This is a genomic window from Streptomyces lomondensis, assembly GCF_014651035.1.
In the GTDB taxonomy this organism is placed as follows: domain Bacteria; phylum Actinomycetota; class Actinomycetes; order Streptomycetales; family Streptomycetaceae; genus Streptomyces; species Streptomyces lomondensis.
This window is the reverse complement of the sequence record NZ_BMWC01000002.1, coordinates 643,870-663,323: the sequence shown is the minus strand read 5'-3', so window position 1 is coordinate 663,323 and position 19,454 is coordinate 643,870. Positions and strand designations below refer to the sequence as shown.

The window sequence follows — 19,454 nt, the reverse complement described above, 5'->3', positions numbered from 1 at the left end:
GCCCGGACGGTCCCGTCCGCCGCACGACTTGGGCCACACCCGCCGAGGGCCCTACGACACCTCGCCCCGCCCCTGCCGCGGCAGCCCCAGTTCCACCGAGGCCGCCGAACTGCAGTACTCCCGCACCGCGCTGGTCCGCGCCACCACGCGCCCCCGGTGCACGACCACCCGGCTGTACGCCAGCGACAGCGCCCCCGCCAGCCGGTCCCCGCGCACCGCGAGCAGCTCGGCCGGGAACCCCGCCTCCACCCGGACCTCCGGCAGCCCGAGCACCGCCCGCGCCGAGGAGCTCACCGCGTCGTACGCCTCCTCGGGCGCCAGCCCGTAGCGCGAGGCCAGCAGATAGGCCGCCTCCAGCGGGTCGCCGCGCCCCACGGGATTGGACACGTCCCGCAGCGCCCCGCTCCCGGCGGCCACCCGCACCCCGGCCGCGCGCAGCAGCCGCACCGGAGCCGCGCCCCGCCGGTCGACGCCGCAGCAGCCGCCCTGCGGCAGGCACACCACCGCCACCCCGGCCGCCGCGAGCTGGTCGGCCGTCCGCGAGGCCACCTCGGAAGGGAGCCGGCCTAGGTCGCCGCACGGGCTGAGCGTCACCCCGGGACGCAGCCCGCCCGCCATGGCCGCGAGCCGGGCCAGCCGCGCCGGATCCCCGGCGTCCGTGTGCAGGTCGACCGGACAGCCGTGCTCGGAGGCGACCTCCAGCACCGCCTCGACGTACCCCGTCGGATCCGGGTCGAGATCCGGCCGGCCGCCCACCACCGAGGCGCCCATCTTCACCGCGTCCCGCAGCACCGCGAGCCCGTCCGCCCCGGCCACCCCGGTCAGCACCCGGGGCATCGCCACCGTCGTCAGCTCGGCCAGCCCCCGCAGCGCCCGCCGCGCCCGCAACACGGCCGCCAGCGCGCCCAGCCCCTGGACGTCCCCCACGCGCACGTGCGCCCGCACCGCCGTCGCCCCGTGCCCGAGCTGGAGCAGCGCGGCCTCGGTCGCCCGGCGCTGGACGTCCTGGGGCTCGTACGAGACCGGACCCTCGGCGTCGGCCGACAGGGCCGTGTCGGCGTGGGCGTGCGCCTCGGCCGGGGCCGGCAGCAGCAGATAGCCGCTGAGGTCCACCCGCGCCCCGCACGCGCGCGTGGCGCCCGCCGCCAGGCTGCCCGCCGTGCCGACCGCCTCGATGCGCCCGCCGCCCAGCCGTACGTCCACGGTCCGGCCGTCGGTGAGCCGCGCCCCGCACAGCAGCAGCGAGGACGGGTCGGCGGGACCCGGCGAGGACGACGGGGGCGGTGGTTGCGGCTGGCTGTCGGGCATCGCGCTCCAGGGGCTCGGCTGCGCACGCGAGGACGCATGATCACTCAGAGTGAGTCGAGCCTAGGGCGGCCTCCCGCCCGTCGCGGGGAGGAGCGCAATAGTCGTACCGGTGTGGTCCGCCGTGCGGAACGGGAGGCACGCGGGAGACGGCTGGGAGGACGGTCCGGGCGCCCGGGGCGGATGCCTCGAAACGGATTTGGGCGAACGGCGGGCGAGCGTGTAATGTCTTCATCGCTCGCCCCAATAGCTCAGTCGGCAGAGCGTCTCCATGGTAAGGAGAAGGTCAACGGTTCGATTCCGTTTTGGGGCTCTGGTGTGAACGGCTCCCGTCGCGAGGCGGGACCGGCCGCATCAAAGCGGTGTAGCTCAGTCGGTAGAGCAAGCGGCTCATAATCGCTGTGTCACCGGTTCAAGTCCGGTCACCGCTACTCTCAGTAGCCGATTGCGGGGTCGGTCCTTCGATCGGCTACTCTTCTTGCGTTAATCAGAATCAATCCGTTCGTCAAGGAGCACTCACGTGGCTGCCACCGACGTCCGCCCGAAGATCACGCTGGCCTGCGTGGAGTGCAAGGAGCGGAACTACATCACCAAGAAGAACCGGCGTAACAACCCGGACCGTCTTGAGATGAAGAAGCACTGCCCGCGTTGCAACGCGCACACCGCGCACCGCGAAACGCGATAAAACAGGCTCGTACGCGAGGCCGTTCCCGAGTGATCGGGGGCGGCCTCGCGTCGTTGAATGACCCATACCGGTCAGTAGAGCAACCAGGAGGTTCCGGGCCATGGCGCTCGACCAGTCCTTCGTGGGGCGGACGTACCCGCCCACCGAGCCCTACGAGGTGGGCCGGGAGAAGATCCGTGAGTTCGCCGAGGCGGTAGGGGACGCCAACCCGGCGTACACGGACGCGGAGGCCGCCAAGGCGCTCGGCCACCCCGACGTCATCGCCCCGCCGACCTTCGTGTTCTCGATCACCTTCAAGGCGGCCGGCCAGGTCGTCCGGGACCCCCGGCTCGGCCTGGACTACAGCCGGGTGGTGCACGGCGACCAGAAGTTCGCCTACCGCCGCCCGGTCCGCGCCGGCGACCGGCTCACGGTCACCTCGACCATCGAGGCGATCAAGTCCCTCGCGGGCAACGACATCCTGGACATCCGCGGCGAGGTCCACGACGAGGCCGGCGAGCACGTCGTGACCGCCTGGACCAAGCTCGTGGCCCGCGCGGCCGAGGAGGCATGAGCGATCCCATGACGGCGAAGATCTCCTACTCCGACGTCGAGGTCGGCACCGAACTGCCCGCGCAGACCTTCCCGGTGACCCGCGCGACCCTCGTCCAGTACGCGGGCGCCTCCGGCGACTTCAACCCGATCCACTGGAACGAGAGGTTCGCCAAGGAGGTCGGCCTGCCGGACGTCATCGCGCACGGCATGTTCACCATGGCCGAGGCGATCCGCGTGGTCACCGACTGGGCCGGCGACCCGGGCGCGGTCGTCGAGTACGGCGTCCGCTTCACCAAGCCGGTCGTCGTGCCGAACGACGACAAGGGCGCCGAGATCGAGGTCAGCGGCAAGGTCGCGGCCAAGCTCGACGACAATACGGTCCGCGTGGACCTGACGGCGACCAGCGCCGGGCAGAAGGTGCTGGGCATGTCGCGGGCGGTCGTACGACTGGCCTGAGCCGGCGACGCGAAGTCACGAGGTAAGGGGCGCTCTCCCAGGTGGGCGCCCCTTACTCGTCGGGCGTGTGGAGAAGCGCTTGACTTAGTTAGTGATTGAGTACTAACTTCGCTGCATGGTCAGGATGAGTGCGGAAGAGCGGCGCGAGAGCGTCATCCGCGCGGCGATGACGGAGTTCGCGCGCGGCGGCTACCACGGCACGTCGACCGAGGCGATCGCCCGGCGCGTCGGTGTCTCGCAGCCGTACCTCTTCCGGCTCTTCCCCGGCAAGAAGGCGATGTTCCTGGCGGCGGCCGAGCGCTGCGTGGAGGACACCATCCGCACCTTCGCGGAGGCCTCCGAGGGTCTGCACGGCGAAGAAGCCCTGCATGCCATGGCGAACGCGTACACCCGGGTCATCGCCGAGCGGCCGGAACGGCTGATGATGCAGATGCAGATGTACGTCGCCGTCGCCGCCGCCGAGCAGGAGGGCGACCACGAGTTCGGCGAGTCGGTGCGCGCCGGCTGGATGCGGCTGTGGGACACCGTCCATCTGCCGCTGGGTGCCGACGTCAACGAGACGACGACGTTCCTGGCGTACGGGATGCTCGTCAACTGCCTGGTCGGCATGGGTTTCCCGCCCGAGCACCGCGTCTGGGAGGGGCTGTACCCCTCGGCGCGCGCCAAGGGCCGGCTGGAGCACTGACAAGGAAGGGCGAGGACGTCGCGCCTTTTCATGACCGCAGAAGTAAGTGATCAATAACTAAGCAATCGACGGAATCAATCTCCTGGGGGAGCAATGTCACAGCAGACCGCACGCCGCGGGCAAGCCGCCTGGGCCCTCGTGATCACCAGCGTCGCCGGGTTCATGGCGGCACTCGACAACCTCGTCGTCACCACCGCCCTGCCCTCCATCCGCGAGGACCTCGGCGGAGCCCTGCACGACCTGGAATGGACCGTGAGCGCCTACACGCTCACCTTCGCCGTCCTGCTGATGTTCGGCGCGGCCCTCGGCGACCGCTTCGGCCGCCGCCGGCTCTTCATCGCCGGGCTCACCGTCTTCACCGGGGCATCCGCCGCGGCGGCCCTGGCGCCCGGCATCGACTCCCTCATCGCCGCCCGCGCGGTCCAGGGCGCCGGAGCCGCGGTGATGATGCCGCTGACGCTCACCCTGCTCACCGCGGCCGTGCCCGCCGCCAAACGCGGCATGGCGTACGGCATCTGGGGCGCCGTCAACGGCCTGGCCGTCGCCTCCGGACCCCTGGTCGGCGGCACCCTGACCGAGCACATCTCCTGGCAGTGGATCTTCTGGCTGAACGTCCCGCTGGGCCTGGCCCTGCTGCCGCTCGCCCGGCTGCGCCTCGCCGAGTCCCACGGCACCGGTGCTCCGCTCGACATCCCCGGCACGCTGCTCGCCAGCGGCGGCCTCTTCGGCATCGTCTACGGCCTGGTCCGCGGCCCCGTCGACGGCTGGACCGGCGGACTGGTCCTCATGGGCCTCTTCACGGGAGCCGCGCTGCTCGCCGGCTTCGTCCTCTACAGCACGCGCGCGAAGAACCCCATGCTCCCGATGCGGCTGTTCCGCTCCCGGGCCTTTGCCGGCATCAACGCGGCGAGCCTGCTGATGTTCCTCGGCATGTTCGGCTCGATCTTCCTGCTCAGCCAGTACATGCAGGGCGTCCTCGGCTACTCGCCCACCGAGGCGGGCCTGCGCATGCTCCCCTGGACCGGCATGCCCATGCTCGTCGCGCCGATCGCCGGCATCCTCGCCGACCGCATCGGCGGCCGCCCGGTCGTCGCCACGGGCCTCTTCCTCCAGGCCCTGGGCCTCGGCTACATGGCGGTCGTGGCCACGGCCGACGCCTCCTACGCCGCCCAGCTGCCCGCCCTGATCGTCAGCGGCATCGGCATGGCCCTGTTCTTCGCCCCGGCCTCCCACCTGGTCATGGCCAGCGTCCGTTCGCAGGAGCAGGGCATCGCCTCCGGTGCCAACAACGCCCTGCGCGAGGTGGGCGGGGCGCTCGGCATCGCCGTCATGGCGTCGATCTTCGCGGCCCAGGGCGGTTACGAGACCGGCCAGGCCTTCGTCGACGGCATGCGGCCCGCCCTGGTGACGGGCTCCGCGGTGGTCGGCCTCGCGGGCGTCGCGGCCCTGGTGATACCCACCCGGCGACAGACCGAGAAGCATACGGCCCAGGCCACTCCGGCGCCCGTCCTGGAGACCGCCTCCCACTGACCCGGGCGTTCCACCGCCTGCCCTGAAAAGCACCACGCGTGCGTGCGGCCCCGCTCCCCTAGAGCGGGGCCGCACGCACGCGTGCCCGGCGCCGTCAGTGCCGTCTCGTACTCTTGAGCCCGTGCAGGAACTCCACGACGCCCCCCTCGCCCCGCTGACCACCTTCCGGCTGGGCGGCCCCGCGACCCGGCTGGTCACCGCGACGACGGACGAGGAGGTGATCGCCGTCGTCCGCGAAGCCGACGAGACGGGCACGCCCCTGCTGCTCATCGGCGGCGGCTCGAACCTGGTCATCGGCGACAAGGGCTTCGAGGGCACCGCCCTCGTCATCGCCACCAAGGGCTTCGCCCTCGACGGCACCAGGCTGGAGCTGGCGGCCGGCGAGGTGTGGACCGACGCCGTCGCCCGCACGGTCGAGGCGGGCCTGGCCGGCATCGAGTGCCTGGCCGGCATCCCCGGCTCGGCGGGCGCGACCCCCATCCAGAACGTCGGGGCGTACGGCCAGGAGGTCTCCTCGACGATCACCGAGGTCGTCGCCTACGACCGCCAGACCCGCGAGACGGTCACCCTGGCCAACGAGGACTGCGCCTTCTCCTACCGCCACAGCCGCTTCAAGTCCGACCCCGAGCGCTACGTGGTCCTGCGCGTCCGCTTCGCCCTGGAGGACGCCGACGGCCTCTCCGCCCCGCTGAGGTACGCCGAGACGGCCCGTGCGCTCGGTGTCGGGGCCGGGGACCGCGTGCCGCTCGCCTCCGCCCGCGACACGGTGCTCAAGCTGCGCGCCGGCAAGGGCATGGTCCTCGACCCCGAGGACCACGACACCTGGTCCGCCGGGTCCTTCTTCACCAACCCGATCCTCTCCGACGCGGACTTCGCGGCGTTCCGCGTGCGCGTGCGGGAGCGGCTGGGCGAGGGGGTGGAGCCTCCCGCGTATCCGGCCGGTGAGGGGCACACCAAGACCTCCGCGGCCTGGCTGATCGACAAGGCGGGCTTCACGAAGGGGTACGGCGACGGTCCGGCCCGTATCTCCACGAAGCACACGCTGGCCCTCACGAACCGAGGGAGCGCGACGACGGAGGACCTTCTCGCCCTGGCCCGCGAGGTCGTGGCCGGCGTACGAGAGGTCTTCGGCATCACGCTGGTCAACGAGCCGGTGACAGTGGGTGTGAGCTTGTAGGCACTCGCCGCCGGTGCTGAGGCCGGGTGGGCCCGCAGCCCGGCGTAGCGGGGTGCCGCTGCGCCCACCCGTGCCGCCCCAGCGGCACGACTGCCCGCAGCTCTAGGGCAGCGACCACGCGCCCGCAGCCGCCGGACGGCGCAAGGGGACGTGTCGGGGGGTGTCCGCCCGCAGCGGTTGGCGCGTCAACGCCAGTGAGTCGGTGTCCGACCCCATCGCGCCGTTCCGAGGACGGACACCCCCCGGCGCGGCCCCGACCCATCCCCGACGCGAAGGCGCTACGACACCAACCACCGATCCACCCCCGCCAACAGCTCCGCCTTCACCCCCTCGGGCGCCGCCGACCCCCGTACCGACTGCCGGGCCAGCTCCGCCAGCTCCGCGTCCGTGAACCCGTGATGCACCCGCGCGATCTCGTACTGCGCCGCCAGCCGCGACCCGAACAGCAGTGGATCGTCCGCGCCCAGCGCCAACGGCACCCCCGCCTCGAACAGCGTCCGCAGCGGCACGTCCTCCGGCTTCTCGTACACCCCCAGCGCCACGTTCGACGCCGGACACACCTCACACGTCACCTGCCGGTCCGCCAGCCGCTTCATCAACCGCGGATCCTCCGCGGCCCGCACCCCGTGCCCCACCCGGTTCGCCCCCAGGTCGTCCAGACAGTCCCGCACCGACGACGGCCCCGCCAGCTCACCCCCGTGCGGCGCCGACAGCAGCCCGGCCTCCCTGGCGATCCCGAACGCCCGGTCGAAGTCCCGCGCCATGCCCCGCCGCTCGTCGTTCGACAGCCCGAACCCGACGACCCCCCGGTCCGCGTACCGCACCGCCAGCCGCGCCAGCGTCCGCGCGTCCAGCGGATGCTTCATCCGGTTCGCCGCGACCAGGACCCGCATCCCGAGCCCGGTCTCACGCGAGGTCGTCTCCACCGCGTCCAGGATGACCTCCAGCGCCGGAATCAGCCCGCCCAGCCGCGGCGCGTACGACGTCGGGTCGACCTGGATCTCCAGCCACCCCGACCCGTCCCGCACATCCTCCTCCGCGGCCTCCCGCACCAGCCGCTGGATGTCCTCCGGCTCCCGCAGACACGAGCGCGCCGCGTCGTACAGCCGCTGAAAGCGGAACCAGCCCCGCTCGTCCGTCGCCCGCAGGCTCGGCGGCTCCCCGCTGGTCAGCGCCTCACTCAGCGCATCGGGCAGCCGGACGCCGTACTTGTCGGCCAGTTCCAGCACGGTCGAGGGCCGCATCGACCCGGTGAAGTGCAGGTGCAGATGGGCTTTCGGCAGCTCAGAGACATCACGTACACGCTCCATCCCAGGATCCTGCCGTACGCCTCAGCCGTCCCGGTAGCTGTTTCCCCTTTAGTGGTCTTGCTCGCACAAACAAATGGGGCACATACCGAATTCGGTATGTGCCCCAGGGGCCCGAGGGCCGGCGAAGCGGAGGTCAGTCCCGCGCCTCCGCCAGCAGCTTCTGGATCCGGCTCACGCCCTCGACGAGGTCCTCGTCACCCAGCGCGTACGACAGCCGCAGATACCCCGGCGTACCGAACGCCTCACCCGGAACGACCGCGACCTCGGCCTCCTCCAGGATCAGCGCGGCCAGCTCCACCGTGTCCTTGGGCCGCTTGCCCCGGATCTCCTTGCCGATCAGGGCCTTCACCGACGGGTACGCGTAGAACGCGCCCTCCGGCTCCGGGCACACCACGCCGTCGATCTCGTTCAGCATCCGCACGATGGTCTTGCGGCGCCGGTCGAACGCCTCACGCATCTTCGCCACGGCGACCAGATCACCGGAGACGGCGGCCAGCGCGGCGGCCTGGGCGACGTTGGACACGTTCGACGTGGCGTGCGACTGAAGGTTCGTCGCGGCCTTGACGACGTCCTTCGGGCCGATGATCCACCCGACCCGCCAGCCGGTCATCGCGTACGTCTTCGCGACACCGTTGACCACGACGCACTTGTCGCGCAGCTCGGGCAGCACCGCCGGCAGCGACACCGCGGAGGCGTCGCCGTAGACCAGGTGCTCGTAGATCTCGTCGGTCAGCACCCACAGGCCGTGCTCCACGGCCCAGTGACCGATGGCCTCGGTCTCCTGCTCGCTGTAGACGGCGCCGGTCGGGTTCGACGGCGAGACGAACAGGACGACCTTCGTCTTCTCCGTACGGGCCGCCTCCAGCTGCTCGACGGTCACCCGGTAGCCGGTCGTCTCGTCGGCGACGACCTCCACCGGGACACCCCCGGCCAGCCGGATCGACTCCGGGTACGTCGTCCAGTACGGCGCGGGCACGATGACCTCGTCGCCCGGGTCGAGGATCGCGGCGAAGGCCTCGTAGATGGCCTGCTTGCCGCCGTTGGTGACGAGGATCTGCGACGCGTCGACCTCGTAGCCGGAGTCGCGCAGCGTCTTCGCGGCGATCGCGGCCTTCAGCTCGGGCAGGCCGCCGGCCGGCGTGTAGCGGTGGAACTTCGGGTTCTTGCAGGCCTCGATCGCGGCCTCGACGATGTAGTCCGGGGTCGGGAAGTCGGGCTCACCGGCGCCGAAGCCGATCACCGGCCGCCCGGCGGCCTTGAGGGCCTTGGCCTTGGCGTCCACGGCGAGGGTGGCGGACTCGGAGATCGCGCCGACTCGGGCGGAGACCCGGCGCTCGGTGGGAGGGGTTGCAGCGCTCATGGGCCCCATCGTTTCAGACAGGAAACGCGCGCGGCACGGGGGTTTCACAGACTGAACAACGCCGGGCAAACCCCTGAACAACAGTCCGGATCGCCCGCCCGACCAGGTCGATCTTCAGTCGATATCCCCGCGGGACGTCGCCGCTCCACCGGCGATCTTCCGCCGAGGAGGCCTTTCGCGGGCCCTTTCTGTTCGACGACCGGCCGCAGACCACGTACACTCTCACCTCGTTGGCCTCTCGCAGGCCGCGCCCGTTCGGTGCACACCAAGCATCCGGACGGATGCGGTACGTTGGGTGGCACACAAAGGGTCGTAGCTCAATTGGTAGAGCACTGGTCTCCAAAACCAGCGGTTGGGGGTTCAAGTCCCTCCGGCCCTGCTACACACACCTTCGCCAGGATGTGTGCGCATGTACGTACAGCAATGCACCGCCGTGCGGCTCAGACCGGGCGCGGCACGGCCACGACCCGGAATCAGGTGAGGACGAGTGACGGACGCCGTGGGCTCCATCGACATGCCTGATGCCCAGGACGAGGCGCCGGAGTCCAAGAAGACCCGCAAGGGCGGCAAGCGCGGCAAGAAGGGCCCGCTGAAGCGCCTTGCCCTCTTCTACCGCGAGATCGTCGCGGAGCTGCGCAAGGTCGTCTGGCCGAGCCGCAACCAGCTCACGACGTACACGACCGTGGTGATCATCTTCGTCGTCATCATGATCGGCCTGGTCACCGTGATTGACTATGGGCTCAGCAACGCCGCCAAGTACGTGTTCGGCTGAGTCGCCAGCGAAGAGCGCCGAGGTACCCGGCGCTCCTTTCGCATGTTCCACCCCTATGTATCCAGGAAGAAGCAGCCACCGTGTCTGACCCGAACGTGAACGACGCCATCGAGCCGGTCGAGTCCGTCGAGGACGAGCTCGACACCGTCGAGGGCGCGGACAGCGAGGACACCGAGGCCTCCGCCGAGGTCGAGGCTGCCGACGCCGTCGCGGACGACGACGCCGCCGAGGCGGAGACCGACGAAGAGGTCGCGGACGAGGCCGAGGAAGAGCCCGAGGACGACCGCGACCCGATCGAGAAGCTCCGCGAGGAACTGCGGGTCCTCCCCGGCGAGTGGTACGTCATCCACACCTACGCCGGCTACGAGAACCGCGTGAAGACCAACCTGGAGCAGCGCGCCGTCTCGCTGAACGTCGAGGACTACATCTTCCAGGCCGAGGTGCCGCAGGAAGAGGTCGTCCAGATCAAGAACGGCGACCGCAAGACGATCAAGCAGAACAAGCTCCCGGGCTACGTCCTCGTCCGTATGGACCTGACGAACGAGTCCTGGGGCGTCGTCCGCAACACCCCCGGCGTCACCGGCTTCGTGGGCAACGCCTACGACCCGTACCCGCTGACCCTGGACGAGATCGTCAAGATGCTCGCCCCGGAGGCCGAGGAGAAGGCCGCCCGCGAGGCCGCCGAGGCCGAGGGCAAGCCGGCTCCGCAGCGCAAGGTCGAGGTCCAGGTGCTGGACTTCGAGGTCGGCGACTCGGTCACCGTCACCGACGGCCCGTTCGCCACGCTCCAGGCGACCATCAACGAGATCAACCCGGACTCGAAGAAGGTCAAGGGCCTGGTGGAGATCTTCGGCCGCGAGACGCCGGTCGAGCTCTCCTTCGACCAGATCCAGAAGAACTGACGCTTCTGGACGTACGGCTTCCGAACAGGTCAGGCGGGCTTCCGAGCCTGTCTGACCTGCTCGGTTTTTGGCCGCACATGGATACCCGTTATCGTTGTGCGGTATGCCTCCATCCGGATGATCCGGATTGGAGGCTGGAAAACTCTCACTAGGACCCGGAGAGAGCACATGCCTCCCAAGAAGAAGAAGGTCACGGGGCTCATCAAGCTCCAGATCCAGGCCGGTGCCGCCAACCCGGCCCCGCCTGTCGGCCCCGCGCTGGGTCAGCACGGCGTCAACATCATGGAGTTCTGCAAGGCCTACAACGCTGAGACCGAGTCGCAGCGTGGCTGGGTCATCCCGGTGGAGATCACGGTCTACGAGGACCGTTCCTTCACCTTCATCACCAAGACCCCGCCGGCCGCCAAGATGATCCTGAAGGCCGCGGGCATCGACAAGGGCAGCGGCGAGCCGCACAAGACCAAGGTCGCGAAGATCACGCGCGACCAGGTCCGCGAGATCGCCACCACCAAGATGCCCGACCTCAACGCCAACGACCTGGACGCCGCCGAGAAGATCATCGCCGGCACCGCCCGTTCCATGGGCGTCACGGTCGAGGGCTGAGCCCCACACCCCATCAGCAGAAGTGGCAGGGCCTGCTCGGCCCGGACCACGACTCCTAAGAATCCACAGGAGCAGTAGTGAGCAAGCGCAGCAAGTCCCTTCGCGCTGCGGACGCCAAGATCGACCGGGAGAAGCTCTACGCCCCGCTCGAGGCCGTCCGTCTCGCCAAGGAGACCTCCACGACCAAGTTCGACGGCACCGTCGAGGTCGCCTTCCGTCTGGGTGTCGACCCGCGCAAGGCCGACCAGATGGTCCGTGGCACCGTGAACCTCCCGCACGGCACCGGTAAGACCGCCCGGGTCCTGGTCTTCGCGACCGGCGACCGTGCCGAGGCCGCGCGTGCCGCGGGCGCCGACATCGTCGGCGCCGACGAGCTGATCGACGAGGTGTCGAAGGGCCGTCTGGACTTCGACGCCGTCGTCGCCACCCCGGACCTCATGGGCAAGGTCGGCCGCCTCGGCCGCGTGCTCGGTCCGCGTGGTCTGATGCCGAACCCGAAGACCGGCACCGTCACCCCCGACGTCGCCAAGGCCGTCACCGAGATCAAGGGCGGCAAGATCGAGTTCCGTGTCGACAAGCACGCGAACCTGCACTTCATCATCGGCAAGTCGTCCTTCGACGACACCAAGCTGGTGGAGAACTACGGCGCCGCGCTGGAGGAGATCCTCCGTCTGAAGCCGTCCGCCGCCAAGGGCCGCTACATCAAGAAGGCCGCCATCACCACCACGATGGGCCCCGGCATTCCGGTCGACCCGAACCGCACCCGCAACCTCCTCGTCGAGGAGGACCCGGCCGCGGTCTGAGCCTGAGGCTCACCCAACCGGTCACGGGCCCCGCACCTCTTCCAGGTGCGGGGCCCGTTCCCTTTTCCGGTACGTACGCCGGTCGCCTGGGTTAACGTGCGGGAACCGGAGACGAACGGGGGACGTATGCAGGTCACGACCGTGCGCCGCGCGGGCCTGGTGCTCGCGGTGGCGACCGCGCTGACGGGGCCGGCCGCCTGCACCTCCCCGGACGCCTCCGACCGCCCCGGCAGGGACGACCACGCCGTGCGCGGCAGCTCCCTCGCGGCTCTGCGCTCCGCCGAGCGCGCCACCGAGCGGGCCGGGTCCGCCCGGGTCGAGTCCACGACGACCATGGGCTCGCTGATGTCCATGACGGCCGACGGCACGCTCGGCTGGAGCGACGGCGTCACCGGGACCCTGAGCATCACGTATACCGGCGGCACCATCGCCGACACCATGCGTCGGCTCGGCAGCACCTCGATGGAGGCCCGCTACCTGCCCGACGCCTACTACGCGCGCATGGGCGAGAAGTTCGCCGAGCAGGCCGGCGGCAAGAGATGGATCCGGTACGCCTACGACGACCTGGAGGCCCTCACCGGCGGCTCCGGCGCCCACCTCGGCGACCAGATGCGCACCGGCACGCCCAACCAGTCCGTGAAGCTCCTGCTCGCCTCCGAGGACGTCAGGAAGGTCGGCGAGGAGACCGTGCGCGGCCGGCCCGCCACGCACTGGTCCGGCACCGTGGCGGCGGCGGACGTCACCGACGCCGGCCTGAAGAAGCAGCTCACCGCGGCCGGCGTCACCACCGAGACCGTCGACATCTGGATCGACAAGCGGAACCTGCTGGTCAAGAAGGTGGAGAAGGCACGGATGACGACGGGCCTGATGACCCAGACCGCGCACTACGGCGACTACGGCGTGCGGGTCCGGGCGCAGCGGCCCCCGGTGTCCGACACGGGCGACTTCGAGGACCTGATGCGGAAGCGGGCCGGTACGTCCCGAGGTCACCGGGAATACGGATAGATCACTTGTGCCCCTCTGGGATACGCTCACGGCCTTGCTGTGGGGCAAGCATGTATTCCTTGGGGGGAATCAATGAGAACTTCCATACCTGCCGCCGGCCTGGGCGCGCTGATCCTCGCCGCCGGCGCCGTCGGCTGCGGATCCGAGCAGTCGCCGGAGATGACGCCCGCGGCCGCCGTCGCCAAGGCGGCGAAGAACACGGAGGACATCACGTCGCTCCGTTACCGCATGAGCGGTACGGCTCCGGGTTCGGGCCAGCTCAAGGGCGAGGCGTCGATGCGCCTGAAGCCCTCGATCGCCATGAGCATGAAGGTCTCGGCCTCCGGTGAGCCGGCCACCGCCGGCGAAGCGGAGATCCGCCTCGTCGACAAGGCCATGTACATCGGTGGGGGAGCCGAGATGGCCAAGGAGATGGACGGCAAGACCTGGATCAAGTTCGACCTGTCCGGCTCCGACGCCGGCAAGGAGCTGGACCAGATGGGGTCCGCGAGCCAGGCCGAGCAGAACCCGGCGGCCGAGTCCACCTTCCTCACGGGCGCCAAGGACGTGAAGAAGGTCGGCTCCGAGAAGGTCGACGGCGTCGAGACCACCCACTACACGGGCACGGTCACCCTCGCCGACCTCCGCACCTCCCTCAAGAAGGAGGACGCGGACACCCGCGAGCGGCGCGAGAAGAGCATCAAGCAGTACGAGAAGATGGGCATCGACAAGCTCACGATGGACATGTGGGTCGACGGCGACGACCACACCAAGCAGTTCCGGATGAAGGGCGACGCCGCCAAGGGCCCGCTCGACATGACCATCACCTTCCTCGACTACAACAAGCCGGTGACCATCACGGCCCCGCCCGCCAAGGACGTCGCGGACCTGGCCGAGATGTTCAAGGACCTCGAGACGAGCTGATCCGTCGTACGGGCGGATTTGCTTGACAGCGGTCCGCTCCCGTACCCTCCTGGAGAAGCCAAAGACCGCTGGTCGTTACCGCGCGCTCGGACGAGGGCGCGGTGGCCGAAGGATCCGCTGAACGGCGGACGGCCCGCGCAGGTGACACAGGAGAAGCTCCCGGAGTCCGCTGCCCCGTGCATGCGTGAAACCGGTCGAGCCACGCCCCGTGCGCTTGCGCAGGGGCGTTTCGTTTTCCCCAGTCCTCCTTCGGGTCCGCGCGGTCCGAATCACCCGGAAGGAGGCCGAGGCTCATGGCGAGGCCTGACAAGGTCGATGCCGTCGAGGAGATGCGGGACAAGTTCCGCAACTCCAACGGCGCCGTCATCACCGCGTACACCGGTCTCACCGTGGCGCAGCTCCAGCAGCTGCGTCGTTCACTCGGTGAGAACGCTCAGTACCGTGTGGCGAAGAACACGCTGACCAAGATTGCGGCCAACGAGGCCGGGATCACCACGATCGACGACCTCTTCACCGGTTCGTCGGCCGTCGCCTTCGTGACCGGTGACCCGGTCGAGGCGGCGAAGGGTCTCCGTGACTTCGCCAAGGACAACCCCAACCTGGTCATCAAGGGCGGCGTCCTTGACGGCAAGGCGTTGTCCGCAGATGAGTTCAAGAAGCTTGCGGACCTCGAGTCCCGCGAGGTTCTGCTCTCCAAGCTGGCCGGTGCCATGAAGGGCAAGCAGTCCCAGGCTGCCTCTGTCTTCCAGGCGCTGCCGTCGAAGCTCGTCCGCACCGTGGACGCGCTGCGTGCCAAGCAGGACGAGCAGGGCGGTGCCGAGTAACTCGGCTCGCATCCCGGCCGCCGCTGCCTGAACGCGGCGACCGTAGCGGGCCAGTAGTACGCCCGCCTCACATGTACATCCGGCACCTGCCGATTTAGTGGAAGGACCGCCAATCATGGCGAAGCTCAGCCAGGAAGACCTGCTCGCGCAGTTCGAGGAGATGACCCTCATCGAGCTCTCCGAGTTCGTGAAGGCGTTCGAGGAGAAGTTCGACGTCACCGCCGCCGCGGCCGCCCCGGTCATGATGGCCGGTCCGGGCCAGGCCGGCCCGGGCGCCCCGGTCGAGGAGGAGAAGGACGAGTTCGACGTCATCCTCACCGGTGCCGGCGACAAGAAGATCCAGGTCATCAAGGTCGTGCGCGAGCTGACCTCCCTGGGCCTGAAGGAGGCCAAGGACCTGGTCGACGGTGCGCCGAAGCCGGTTCTGGAGAAGGTCAACAAGGAGGCCGCCGACAAGGCCAAGGAGTCCCTCGAGGGCGCCGGTGCCTCCGTCGAGGTCAAGTAAGACCTCTCGGATCCGCCAGGATCCACGACGCGTCCCCAGGACGTGTAACGCGTAAGCGCGGAAGAGCGATCATCCATCCGGGTGGTCGCTCTTCGGCGTTTCCGGGGTCCGGCCACGGTTGCCTTGCACCCTCTGTGGCGGGGGGTATGGTGATCTTCGTCGTGTCTCTGGGCCGGCCCCGGATCGGGCAGGGGGGCCTTGACGAACCGCACGCAGCGCGCAATTCTCAGGACGCGTCGTCACAAGGATCCGAATCCGAGGTATGGATCGGCGACGAAGAGGGCAGTATCAACGTGCGTTGAGGGCAGCGCCTTGTCGCAGGAGTGGAACAACGAGGGTGAACACGGGTTCCAGAACCCGGACTGGACATCAGTGTGCCAAGTGGCTACACTGACCCTTTGCGCTGCCTGTTAGCTGTCCCCTGCCCGTCACCAGGGGTCTGCCCTCGCCCGAGCATCGAGACAAGACCACGTTTGACCAGGCCTTTCGGCCCCGTCGGCACAGCTTGTCTCCGTGTACGGGAGAGGGGCCGGTACGCGCGTAGTGAGTCCGAGCCCTCGGAAGGACCCCCTCTTGGCCGCCTCGCGCAACGCCTCGACCGCGAATACGAACAACGGCGCCAGCACCGCCCCGCTGCGCATCTCTTTTGCAAAGATCAAGGAGCCTCTCGAGGTTCCCAACCTGCTCGCGCTGCAGACCGAGAGCTTCGACTGGCTGCTCGGCAACACGGCCTGGCAGAGTCGGGTCGAGGAGGCTCTGGAGAACGGTCAGGACGTCCCCACCAAGTCCGGGCTCGAGGAGATCTTCGAGGAGATCTCCCCGATCGAGGACTTCAGCGGGTCGATGTCGCTGACGTTCCGGGACCACCGCTTCGAGCCGCCGAAGAACTCGATCGACGAGTGCAAGGAGCGCGACTTCACGTACGCGGCCCCGCTCTTCGTCACCGCCGAGTTCACCAACAACGAGACCGGTGAGATCAAATCCCAGACGGTCTTCATGGGCGACTTCCCGCTCATGACGAACAAGGGCACCTTCGTCATCAACGGCACCGAGCGTGTCGTGGTGTCGCAGCTGGTCCGTTCGCCCGGTGTCTACTTCGACTCCTCCATCGACAAGACCTCCGACAAGGACATCTTCTCCGCCAAGATCATCCCGTCCCGGGGTGCCTGGCTGGAGATGGAGATCGACAAGCGCGACATGGTCGGTGTCCGCATCGACCGCAAGCGCAAGCAGTCCGTCACCGTCCTGCTCAAGGCGCTCGGCTGGACCACCGAGCAGATCCTCGAGGAGTTCGGCGAGTACGAGTCCATGCGCGCCACCCTGGAGAAGGACCACACCCAGGGCCAGGACGACGCGCTGCTCGACATCTACCGCAAGCTGCGCCCGGGCGAGCCCCCCACGCGTGAGGCCGCGCAGACGCTGCTGGAGAACCTGTACTTCAACCCCAAGCGCTACGACCTGGCCAAGGTCGGCCGCTACAAGGTCAACAAGAAGCTGGGCACGAACACCCCGCTGGACGCCGGGATCCTGACCGTCGAGGACATCATCGCGACGATCAAGTACCTGGTGAAGCTGCACGCCGGCGAGACCGAGACGGTCGGGGACAACGGCACGTCCGTGGTCGTCGAGACCGACGACATCGACCACTTCGGCAACCGCCGCCTGCGCAGCGTCGGCGAGCTCATCCAGAACCAGGTCCGTACGGGTCTGGCGCGTATGGAGCGTGTCGTCCGCGAGCGGATGACGACCCAGGACGTCGAGGCGATCACGCCGCAGACCCTGATCAACATCCGGCCGGTCGTCGCCTCCATCAAGGAGTTCTTCGGCACCAGCCAGCTGTCCCAGTTCATGGACCAGAACAACCCGCTGTCGGGTCTGACGCACAAGCGGCGTCTGTCCGCGCTCGGCCCGGGTGGTCTGTCCCGTGAGCGGGCCGGCTTCGAGGTCCGTGACGTGCACCCCTCGCACTACGGCCGCATGTGCCCGATCGAGACCCCTGAAGGCCCGAACATCGGTCTGATCGGCTCGCTCGCCACCTACGGCCGCGTGAACGCGTTCGGTTTCGTCGAGACCCCGTACCGCAAGGTGTTCGAGGGCCAGGTCACCGATCAGGTCGACTACCTCACGGCCGACGAGGAGGACCGCTTCGTCATCGCGCAGGCCAACGCGCCGCTGACGGACGACCTCCGCTTCGCCGAGGCCCGCGTGCTGGTCCGCCGCAAGGGCGGCGAGGTCGACTACGTCGGCCCCGAGGACGTGGACTACATGGACGTCTCGCCGCGCCAGATGGTGTCGGTCGCGACCGCCATGATCCCCTTCCTGGAGCACGACGACGCCAACCGTGCCCTCATGGGCGCGAACATGATGCGGCAGGCCGTGCCGCTGATCAAGTCCGAGTCCCCGCTCGTCGGCACCGGCATGGAGTACCGCTCCGCGGTCGACGCCGGCGACGTGGTCAAGGCCGAGAAGCCCGGTGTGGTCCAGGAGGTCTCCGCGGACTACATCACCACCGCCAACGACGACGGCACGTACATCACGTACCGCCTGGCCAAGTTCGCCCGCTCCAACCAGGGCACCTCGGTCAACCAGAAGGTCATCGTCAACGAGGGCGACCGGATCATCGAGGGCCAGGTCCTGGCCGACGGTCCGGCCACCCAGAACGGCGAGATGGCGCTGGGCAAGAACCTGCTCGTGGCGTTCATGCCGTGGGAGGGTCACAACTACGAGGACGCGATCATCCTGTCGCAGCGCCTCGTGCAGGACGACGTCCTCTCCTCGATCCACATCGAGGAGCACGAGGTCGACGCCCGTGACACCAAGCTCGGCCCCGAGGAGATCACCCGGGACATCCCGAACGTCTCCGAGGAGGTCCTCGCCGACCTCGACGAGCGCGGCATCATCCGTATCGGTGCCGAGGTCATCGCCGGTGACATCCTCGTCGGCAAGGTGACCCCCAAGGGTGAGACCGAGCTGACCCCCGAGGAGCGCCTGCTGCGCGCGATCTTCGGTGAGAAGGCCCGTGAGGTCCGTGACACCTCGCTGAAGGTGCCGCACGGCGAGACCGGCAAGGTCATCGGCGTGCGCGTCTTCGACCGCGAGGAGGGCGACGAGCTTCCCCCCGGTGTGAACCAGCTGGTGCGCGTCTACGTCGCGCAGAAGCGCAAGATCACCGACGGTGACAAGCTCGCCGGCCGCCACGGCAACAAGGGTGTCATCTCGAAGATCCTGCCGATCGAGGACATGCCGTTCCTGGAGGACGGCACCCCGGTCGACATCATCCTCAACCCGCTGGGTGTCCCGTCCCGAATGAACCCGGGGCAGGTCCTGGAGATCCACCTCGGCTGGCTCGCCAGCCAGGGCTGGGACGTCTCCGGTCTGGCGGACGAGTGGGCGCAGCGCCTGCAGGCCATCGACGCCGACCAGGTGCCGCCGCGGACCAACGTCGCGACGCCGGTCTTCGACGGTGCCCGCGAGGACGAGCTGGCCGGTCTGCTGGAGCACACCATCCCGAACCGCGACGGCGAGCGCATGGTGCTCCCGTCCGGCAAGGCGCGGCTGTTCGACGGCCGCTCCGGTGAGCCGTTCCCGGAGCCGATCTCGGTCGGCTACATGTACATCCTCAAGCTGCACCACCTGGTCGACGACAAGCTGCACGCCCGCTCGACCGGTCCGTACTCGATGATCACCCAGCAGCCGCTGGGTGGTAAGGCCCAGTTCGGTGGCCAGCGCTTCGGTGAGATGGAGGTGTGGGCGCTGGAGGCTTACGGCGCCGCGTACGCCCTCCAGGAGCTGCTGACCATCAAGTCCGACGACGTCACCGGCCGCGTGAAGGTCTACGAGGCCATCGTCAAGGGCGAGAACATCCCCGAGCCCGGCATCCCCGAGTCCTTCAAGGTGCTCATCAAGGAGATGCAGTCCCTGTGCCTCAACGTGGAGGTGCTGTCCTCGGACGGCATGTCCATCGAGATGCGCGACACCGACGAGGACGTCTTCCGCGCTGCGGAGGAGCTTGGCATCGACCTGTCCCGGCGCGAGCCGAGCAGCGTCGAAGAGGTCTGACGGGAGTTCGGCCGGGCTCGTCATGAGCCCGGCCGG

At 69.1% G+C, this 19,454-nt stretch carries 18 protein-coding genes and 3 tRNA genes; 18 read left to right on the top strand and 3 right to left on the bottom strand.

Annotated features, from left to right (window positions below; all coding sequences use genetic code 11):
* Positions 1-51: 51 nt before the first annotated feature.
* A complete protein-coding gene (locus IE255_RS10445; protein ID WP_190049887.1) occupies positions 52-1,308 on the bottom strand; it encodes an amidohydrolase family protein in 1,257 nt (418 codons plus the stop codon).
* Between the two features lie 237 nt (positions 1,309-1,545).
* Between IE255_RS10445 and IE255_RS10440 the strand changes: the two genes are divergently transcribed.
* From IE255_RS10440 to IE255_RS10405, 8 genes are all read left to right on the top strand, one after another.
* Positions 1,546-1,618 (top strand) — tRNA-Thr (locus tag IE255_RS10440).
* Positions 1,619-1,663: 45 nt separating this feature from the next.
* A tRNA-Met gene (locus tag IE255_RS10435) sits at positions 1,664-1,736 on the top strand.
* Positions 1,737-1,825: 89 nt separating this feature from the next.
* Positions 1,826-1,990 carry a 50S ribosomal protein L33 gene (gene rpmG / locus IE255_RS10430; RefSeq protein WP_003948671.1) on the top strand — a complete coding sequence of 55 codons (165 nt, stop codon included), beginning with the start codon at positions 1,826-1,828 and terminating at the stop codon, positions 1,988-1,990.
* Positions 1,991-2,090: 100 nt separating this feature from the next.
* Positions 2,091-2,543: a MaoC family dehydratase N-terminal domain-containing protein gene (locus tag IE255_RS10425; protein ID WP_190049886.1), complete on the top strand. Its 453-nt coding sequence runs from the start codon at positions 2,091-2,093 to the stop codon at positions 2,541-2,543.
* A gap of 8 nt (positions 2,544-2,551) precedes the next feature.
* Complete coding sequence (locus IE255_RS10420; protein WP_190050105.1) at positions 2,552-2,980, top strand: MaoC family dehydratase; 429 nt, start codon at positions 2,552-2,554, stop codon at positions 2,978-2,980.
* Positions 2,981-3,095: 115 nt separating this feature from the next.
* On the top strand, positions 3,096-3,665 hold the full coding sequence (locus IE255_RS10415) for a TetR/AcrR family transcriptional regulator (protein ID WP_190049885.1): 570 nt from the start codon (positions 3,096-3,098) through the stop codon (positions 3,663-3,665).
* 93 nt (positions 3,666-3,758) lie between these two features.
* On the top strand, positions 3,759-5,195 hold the full coding sequence (locus tag IE255_RS10410) for an MFS transporter (RefSeq protein ID WP_190049884.1): 1,437 nt from the start codon (positions 3,759-3,761) through the stop codon (positions 5,193-5,195).
* 121 nt (positions 5,196-5,316) lie between these two features.
* The gene (locus IE255_RS10405) at positions 5,317-6,372 is read left to right on the top strand and encodes a UDP-N-acetylmuramate dehydrogenase (RefSeq protein WP_190049883.1); all 1,056 of its coding nucleotides are present in this window, start codon (positions 5,317-5,319) and stop codon (positions 6,370-6,372) included.
* A gap of 278 nt (positions 6,373-6,650) precedes the next feature.
* On the opposite strand, the gene IE255_RS10400 is transcribed toward IE255_RS10405, so the two are convergent.
* The gene (locus IE255_RS10400) at positions 6,651-7,682 is read right to left on the bottom strand and encodes an adenosine deaminase (RefSeq protein ID WP_190049882.1); all 1,032 of its coding nucleotides are present in this window, start codon (positions 7,680-7,682) and stop codon (positions 6,651-6,653) included.
* Between the two features lie 133 nt (positions 7,683-7,815).
* Positions 7,816-9,042, bottom strand: coding sequence for a pyridoxal phosphate-dependent aminotransferase (locus IE255_RS10395; protein WP_190049881.1), 1,227 nt, complete (start codon positions 9,040-9,042; stop codon positions 7,816-7,818).
* Positions 9,043-9,348: 306 nt separating this feature from the next.
* On the opposite strand from IE255_RS10395, the gene IE255_RS10390 reads away from it, so the two are divergent.
* The 10 genes from IE255_RS10390 (at position 9,349) to rpoB (ending at position 19,418) form a co-directional block, all read left to right on the top strand.
* Positions 9,349-9,421: transfer RNA gene (locus IE255_RS10390), tRNA-Trp, on the top strand.
* A gap of 108 nt (positions 9,422-9,529) precedes the next feature.
* Positions 9,530-9,814 (top strand): preprotein translocase subunit SecE, encoded by a 285-nt coding sequence (gene secE, locus IE255_RS10385; protein WP_190049880.1) that lies wholly within the window; start codon positions 9,530-9,532, stop codon positions 9,812-9,814.
* 80 nt (positions 9,815-9,894) lie between these two features.
* Positions 9,895-10,716, top strand: a complete 822-nt coding sequence (gene nusG / locus IE255_RS10380; RefSeq protein WP_190049879.1) for a transcription termination/antitermination protein NusG — start codon at positions 9,895-9,897, stop codon at positions 10,714-10,716.
* A 168-nt stretch (positions 10,717-10,884) separates the two neighbouring features.
* Positions 10,885-11,319 carry a 50S ribosomal protein L11 gene (gene rplK, locus IE255_RS10375; protein ID WP_190049878.1) on the top strand — a complete coding sequence of 145 codons (435 nt, stop codon included), beginning with the start codon at positions 10,885-10,887 and terminating at the stop codon, positions 11,317-11,319.
* Between the two features lie 77 nt (positions 11,320-11,396).
* Positions 11,397-12,122 (top strand): 50S ribosomal protein L1, encoded by a 726-nt coding sequence (gene rplA / locus IE255_RS10370; RefSeq protein WP_010036794.1) that lies wholly within the window; start codon positions 11,397-11,399, stop codon positions 12,120-12,122.
* A gap of 126 nt (positions 12,123-12,248) precedes the next feature.
* Positions 12,249-13,127, top strand: a complete 879-nt coding sequence (locus tag IE255_RS10365) for an SCO4651 family lipoprotein (protein WP_190049877.1) — start codon at positions 12,249-12,251, stop codon at positions 13,125-13,127.
* A 72-nt stretch (positions 13,128-13,199) separates the two neighbouring features.
* Positions 13,200-14,030 carry an SCO4651 family lipoprotein gene (locus IE255_RS10360; protein ID WP_190049876.1) on the top strand — a complete coding sequence of 277 codons (831 nt, stop codon included), beginning with the start codon at positions 13,200-13,202 and terminating at the stop codon, positions 14,028-14,030.
* A gap of 293 nt (positions 14,031-14,323) precedes the next feature.
* A complete protein-coding gene (gene rplJ / locus IE255_RS10355; RefSeq protein ID WP_190049875.1) occupies positions 14,324-14,854 on the top strand; it encodes a 50S ribosomal protein L10 in 531 nt (176 codons plus the stop codon).
* A gap of 115 nt (positions 14,855-14,969) precedes the next feature.
* Positions 14,970-15,359 carry a 50S ribosomal protein L7/L12 gene (gene rplL / locus IE255_RS10350; protein ID WP_190049874.1) on the top strand — a complete coding sequence of 130 codons (390 nt, stop codon included), beginning with the start codon at positions 14,970-14,972 and terminating at the stop codon, positions 15,357-15,359.
* Positions 15,360-15,932: 573 nt separating this feature from the next.
* Positions 15,933-19,418, top strand: coding sequence for a DNA-directed RNA polymerase subunit beta (gene rpoB / locus IE255_RS10345; protein ID WP_190049873.1), 3,486 nt, complete (start codon positions 15,933-15,935; stop codon positions 19,416-19,418).
* Positions 19,419-19,454: the final 36 nt, after the last annotated feature.